This window comes from Vibrio sp., from assembly GCF_050299255.1.
Lineage (GTDB): Bacteria > Pseudomonadota > Gammaproteobacteria > Enterobacterales > Vibrionaceae > Vibrio.
Genome location: NZ_JBNKVP010000120.1, coordinates 1 through 6,227, shown reverse-complemented (window position 1 = coordinate 6,227; position 6,227 = coordinate 1). Strand labels below are relative to the sequence as shown.

At 48.1% G+C, this 6,227-nt stretch carries 6 protein-coding genes; 3 read left to right on the top strand and 3 right to left on the bottom strand.

Annotation, left to right across the window (positions count from 1 at the left end; all coding sequences use genetic code 11):
- Positions 1-543: cytidine deaminase (gene cdd, locus ACQY6F_RS17805; RefSeq protein ID WP_428776361.1), on the top strand; the 543-nt coding region annotated here is incomplete at its 5' end.
- Between the two features lie 67 nt (positions 544-610).
- Here the strand turns inward: cdd and ACQY6F_RS17800 are convergent.
- Positions 611-1,885 (bottom strand): HD-GYP domain-containing protein, encoded by a 1,275-nt coding sequence (locus ACQY6F_RS17800; RefSeq protein WP_428776359.1) that lies wholly within the window; start codon positions 1,883-1,885, stop codon positions 611-613.
- A gap of 457 nt (positions 1,886-2,342) precedes the next feature.
- On the opposite strand from ACQY6F_RS17800, the gene purT reads away from it, so the two are divergent.
- Positions 2,343-3,518 carry a formate-dependent phosphoribosylglycinamide formyltransferase gene (purT, locus tag ACQY6F_RS17795; RefSeq protein WP_428776358.1) on the top strand — a complete coding sequence of 392 codons (1,176 nt, stop codon included), beginning with the start codon at positions 2,343-2,345 and terminating at the stop codon, positions 3,516-3,518.
- Positions 3,519-3,604: 86 nt separating this feature from the next.
- Here the strand turns inward: purT and ACQY6F_RS17790 are convergent, their stop codons facing one another.
- The gene (locus ACQY6F_RS17790) at positions 3,605-4,255 is read right to left on the bottom strand and encodes a thiopurine S-methyltransferase (RefSeq protein ID WP_428776356.1); all 651 of its coding nucleotides are present in this window, start codon (positions 4,253-4,255) and stop codon (positions 3,605-3,607) included.
- Positions 4,256-4,372: 117 nt separating this feature from the next.
- Entirely contained in the window at positions 4,373-5,110 is a 738-nt protein-coding gene (locus ACQY6F_RS17785) for an alpha/beta fold hydrolase (protein WP_428776354.1), read from the bottom strand.
- Between the two features lie 260 nt (positions 5,111-5,370).
- Here ACQY6F_RS17785 and ACQY6F_RS17780 point away from each other — a divergent pair, with 260 nt between their 5' ends.
- Positions 5,371-6,147 (top strand): phosphoribosylglycinamide formyltransferase, encoded by a 777-nt coding sequence (locus tag ACQY6F_RS17780; protein ID WP_428776353.1) that lies wholly within the window; start codon positions 5,371-5,373, stop codon positions 6,145-6,147.
- The last annotated feature ends 80 nt before the right edge of the window (positions 6,148-6,227 follow it).

Genomic DNA, 6,227 nt, shown 5'->3' with positions numbered 1-6,227 from the left:
GAACAAGGGGTGAAAGACATCACCATTAACTTCAGCCCATGCGGACATTGCCGCCAGTTTATGAACGAGTTAACTACAGCGGATTCTCTGATCGTTCAGCTTCCGGAACGCGAAGCAAAAACGCTGCAGCAATACCTGCCAGAATCTTTTGGCCCTGCTGATCTGGGCATTGAATCCGGATTAATGTCAGCGGTCGATCATGACAAGCAGACTCAAGAACAATCACAACTTGTACGTAATGCGCTGGTCGCGCTTAATCGCAGCCATGCACCGTATAGCGGTAATCTGAGTGGGGTTTGTCTGGAGTGTGAAGATGGCAGCCTGTTTAGCGGTAGTTATGCAGAAAATGCCGCCTTTAACCCTAGCCTGCCGCCGCTTCAGGTGGCTTTAGTCCAACTACTGCTGGCAGGTAAATCGTTTGATGACATCATAGCGGCTGCATTGGTGGAGATAGCTGACGCCTCAATCAGCCATTTAGCGGATACTCAGTCCACGCTGGAATCGTTAAATCCTGACATCCCGCTGAACTACCTGGCGGTCTAACTGTTTTCCTTGCGGTGTAAACAGATAAAGGCGCCGATTGGCGCCTTTATTCATGCTATTACGTCAGTTATTCAGCTTCATAAAAGCGTGTTATATCAACCGGCAACTGGTTTGGCGCGATGGCTTTTTCTATCGTTAGTTGTGAACGGGTCAGATCAACCAGGCTGACATCGGTAAACTTTAGGTGTTTGTTGGAGTAGAAGCATTTAATGGTAGGTTTCAGTGGCTCCGATTGATTGGAACTCCAGACAATACCGACTCTACCGTCACAGAGCTCTACCACGGAACCCACCGGGTAAACGCCGATACAGTTAATAAACTTGTAAACCAGCTCTCGGTCCAGGTGGAACGGGGTCAGGCTGAGAAGAATCTTAAAAGCTTCCGCCGGACTCATGCCTTGCTTGTAACAGCGATCCGATGTCAGCGCATCATAGATATCAACGATGCCGCTCATACGGCCATGCAAAGGTATTTGCTCGCCTTTTAAGCCGTTTGGATAACCTTTGCCATCCAGCTTTTCATGGTGCATCAAACAAACATCCCGGCTGACACGGCTTAACTCCTTTGCATCCCGAATAATATCTCGGGCAAACACCTGATGCAGTTTGATATGTTCAAACTCTTCCTGAGTCAGCTTGCCGGGTTTGTGCAATACCTTATCTTCAACCTTGATTTTACCCACATCGTGGATTAAGCCACCTACAGCGAGCTCTTTCAGCATCTGCTGGGAGAAATCCAGATACGTGCCAAACTTGACCAGTAAACAGGCTACATTGACCGAGTGCGCCAACAGATAACTGTCTTTGTCTCGTAACGCCGATACACAATTCAGCGCGTCGGTATCCACCAGTGCCAGTTCAACAAGCTCTTCCGCCCAGGAGTCAGCTTCATTACCTTCAAATTGTTGTAATTCAACGATTTGAGTTAACAACTTCTGCACTAAAGCTTTGGCTTCCTGAATTACTTTACTGGCTTTACGTTGTTGGGCCTGTCTAGTGTCAGAGGTTTTTTGACCTTTAGCTACGCCAAACATCAGGTGGGATCGTTCCGGTTTTGCGGCCAGATGTACGTCTGACAGTACTTCACGTATCACTTCTTTTGGCTCAGCCTGCTCCAGCGGCTCAACAGCCGGCCGGAACACACATGCTTGAGCCGAGAGTTTTTGGTCAACCCAGGCGTACTTGATCCCGCTGTCTGCCAGTTTCTGAATCGCATTCAGCGATCCAACCCGACCGGCATTGGCTAAGTTCACTCTTTGGCTATCCTCTATAGCGGTAACAAACATTCCCACCATAAGGTCATTGATCGCGATTTTGATCGATTGTTTGGGGTCAAACTGCATAGGTGACTCTATGTACTACTTATTGTTATCTATCAAACAGATGTCAATGAACAAGATAGCTTGCACATTGCAAATATTGCCAACATGAATAATTACATCCGGCAGTATGTATTGATTTTATTGCACCATAATAATCAGAATTGCCAAGCAGATACTACATGTATGCCGTCATAGTGTTAGCTAAACCTCGCTTTCAGCGGCCACAACACCGGTTTGACACCACATTTGAATATGCAACTTTATCAATCAATAGCACTGATTATTCAATATGGCGCACATTATAGTGCACTATTCGTTCCGGGAAATAGTCCTTACTAGTAAATTTTCCGCCACTGTAATTTTACCTTACAAAGAATGTGGTTAAGAATGAATCAACCAATACGCAAACGTTTGCTTTTTTGCTTATAACCAGTATGATCGCGGCAAAAATTGCACTGCTAACAAATGAGGAATCACTATGTTTGGTACCGCTACCCGACCAGGCGCAACCAAAGTCTTACTGTTAGGTTCTGGTGAACTTGGCAAAGAAGTCGCGATTGAATGCCAACGCCTCGGACTGGAAGTTATAGCCTGCGATCGATACGCCGATGCGCCAGCAATGCAGGTCGCTCATCGCAGCCATGTATTGGATATGCTTGACGGTGATGCCCTGGCCGCCATTATTGCTAAAGAGCAACCGGATTTCGTTGTACCGGAAATAGAAGCGATCGCTACGGACAAGCTAGTTGAACTGGAAGCACAAGGGCTTAACGTAGTGCCAACTGCTAACGCGACTAAACTAACCATGAACCGCGAAGGCATTCGCCGTTTGGCCGCTGAGACTCTTGAGCTAAATACCTCACCCTACCGCTTTGCAGACAGTTACGAGCAATTTGAACAGGCAGTGCAGGAAGTCGGCATCCCTTGCGTATGCAAACCGGTAATGAGTTCTTCCGGCAAAGGTCAGAGTGTTATTAAGACCGAACAAGACGTAGAAACAGCCTGGCAGTATGCCCAGCAAGGTGGCCGCAGTGGCGCGGGACGAGTGATAGTTGAAGGCTTCATCGATTTTGACTATGAAATCACGCTACTGACGGTACGAGCAGTGGATGGCGTTCATTTCTGTGCACCAATTGGTCATCGTCAGGAATCGGGAGACTACCGCGAGTCCTGGCAGCCACAACAGATGTCTGATACCGCCCGTAAGGCCGCTGAGTACACCGCAGAACAAGTGGTCAATGCCCTTGGCGGCTACGGTATCTTCGGCGTCGAGCTATTCGTAAAAGGCGATCAGGTGATTTTCAATGAAGTCTCTCCTCGCCCACACGATACCGGTCTGGTGACTCTGATGTCACAGGACATGTCGGAGTTTGCCCTGCACGTTCGTGCATTCACCGGCTTACCTGTTGCGGCAATTAAGCAACTTGGCCCGGCAGCGTCTGCCGTTATTCTGGGTAAAGGCACTTCAAACAATCTGCGTTACGCCGGGCTGGATCAAGCATTGGCAATGCCCCTGACCCAAGTGCGTTTATTCGGCAAACCGGATATCGACGGCCAGCGACGCTTAGGCGTGGTCATCACTCGTCGTGATACCATTGAGAGCGCAATTAAAGACGCGGTGGAAAGCGCGGCCAAAGTGACTATCGAATACTGATTCTGTGTATATCAATAGCGAAAAAGCTGCCACAAGGCAGCTTTTTTTGATTAGGTTTCACAAAGGCATGTCTAGGAACCTGTTGATCAGAATCCTTCGATCAAAAAGACTTCTTCACTAAAACGAGACAAACCTCGCTGGGCGATTTTAGGGTGGCGCTCATCGGCGATATCCTGATAAAGCCGGGTAACTTGATAGCCCTGGTAGAGCTGACGTATTTCCTGCTCTGCCACACTGAACGGTGGGCCTGACATCTCCTGTTGCGGGTAATCGAGTGTTACCAATAGAATGCGACCGCCAGGTAATATCAGCGACTTCAAACGCTCGACGTATTCTCTCCGCATTGGCTCTGGCAAGGCGATCAATGACGCTCTGTCGTAGACCAGATCAACCGCCTCGACAGGCGCCGTAAAGAAATCTCCGGTAAAGATCGACAGTTCATCAAACTGATACAGTTCATGACCGCTGGCGACCGGTGTGACCATCGGCGTATAAAAATGTTCAGCAAAAAAGGCCCGTACTGCTATCTGACTCAGCTCAACACCCTGCACTTCATCATGCTGGCTGGCCAGCCAAATCAAATCTTCTGATTTACCACACAAAGGTACCAACACTTTTTCACCCCTTTGCGGTTTAGTGTGCTGCCAATACTGGATCAGAAGCGGATTTACATCTTCTAAGTGAAAACCTATCTGGTTGGAAGCCCACTTATTGTGCCAAAATTCTGGATCTTTCATGCTCTGTTCATGTTGCGATTGAAAACGGTAGAGTAACAAGCTCTTTATCATTAGGCCACTTTTCTGCTGGTAACCTATTTAAACGTCAATTCCTCCAGTGCCGTTATGACCTCTCCCTCAGGGCTTTAATATAAACCGGCACACCTGCTGAACAAACCAGTCCGGGTCATCCATCGGCAGATCATGACCGGCCCAGTCGTGCACGGTTAACTCCATCTTCATACTGTTGGCCATTTCGATGCAGACCTGGGTATCCACCAGACGATCTCGCGCCGACACAATACTCAGCACCGGACATTGTGGCTCTGAAAGAACTTTATAACGAGAAGCGGCAACAAGCTGCTGAATACAGTTGCTGACGCTGATCGGGCGGGTGCGGGCAATGTCAATCCACTGCTCGACTCGATTGGGATCTAACGGCTTATTGGACACCATACGATAGATCAGCCGTTCACGCCGTTCGGGCTGCGAATGCAGGGCTCGCAGGACATTTGGATATATTTGCCAGCGCAATCGCTGATAGAAATGGCCGAAGGGCTTAGCACTGGTATTAACAATAATACACTTGGCGACTTCTTGCGGGTGGCGTATTGCCCACTCCAGCGCAACCATCCCGCCCAGCGATAACCCCACCAGGTAGTACTTAGTACCGGGCAATCTTTCACGTCGAAGCTGCTCCATAATTTCACTAATGGATGCCGGCGACTCTTCACTCCACTTTGCTCCCGAACCGGGTAAATCAATCGCTTCTACTTTGAGTTCTGGCAGTACATCCTGTACTAGATCCAGCACGTCTCCCCAGTGTCTCGCTTCCCTAAACAAGCCACGAATAAATACCACTACAGGTTGCGTCATGTCTTCCCTTACTGTTGCAGCCTTTATTAACAATAGTCTTTATTACAAATAGATACATTTTGATTTGAACTAGTTTCACAACCTCCTCTCTAACCATAGAGGCAAAAATCGTGCTTTGGTTAACTATTTCACTACTTGATTCATAGATGGGATTGAAATAACTAACGCCTGCCCTTATTACTGTTAGGTACTCCTTTAATTGTTAGTCTGACTGCCTTTTGCATTCCCGTTTTGTTAGGCATCACAATTAAGGAGAGTGAATGAGCTTACTACTACGCACAACGGCACTGATGCTTTTGGTACTCAGCCGTGCACCAGCATTTGCCGCACTTCCCACCGGACCATCGCTGAGTCCGGAACTTCGTCCAGCCAGTCAAAATCAGATCAGTGCCAAGCGCTTCAAGCACAGTTTAAGTGGCCTCTACGGCATTCAATCCAGCAATTCAAACGTAGAGCAACCCGTAACTGACTTTGATGCACTATACCAACAGGCCTCTATCGCCCAGCAGGAACTGGAAGCGATATGCAGCAATGCGGCACTGCTTTCCAACGCAGAAACTCAGTTTGCCGGAATCAAATCCCGTCAGCGCGCATTACAAAAAGTTGAGTTTGAGCTCGATGGCAAGGCTGAACGCATTACCGATCTGGCGCGAGCCACCATTATTGCCGATGACGTAGCCAGCCTGGTGAATGCCTATGAGGTACTGGATCAACAAACCGAAATAGTAAAAGTTAAGAACCGATTCAAACAACCGGGTGCATCCGGATACCGTGATCTGAATGTACTGGTAAGGCTTCCTAACAGCCAAATCATTGCTGAAGTACAATTACACTTGAAATCGATCGCCGCGGTAAAAAATGGTGAAGAACATAAAATATATGAAGCGATTCAGCGCATTGAACGCAATGCCGCCCAAGAGGGAAGAGAAATAAATGAACTGGAGCAGCAGCGTATCGTGAACATGCGCAACCAGTCGAAAGATATGTACCAACAAGCCTGGCAACCCTACATCACTACCCACATTCAAGCAGCATAGGAAGCTCAACGTCAGAAACAACAAAAGCGACCTCGAGTCGCTTTTGTGTATGTGAAACCAGACTGACCACACCCAGGACT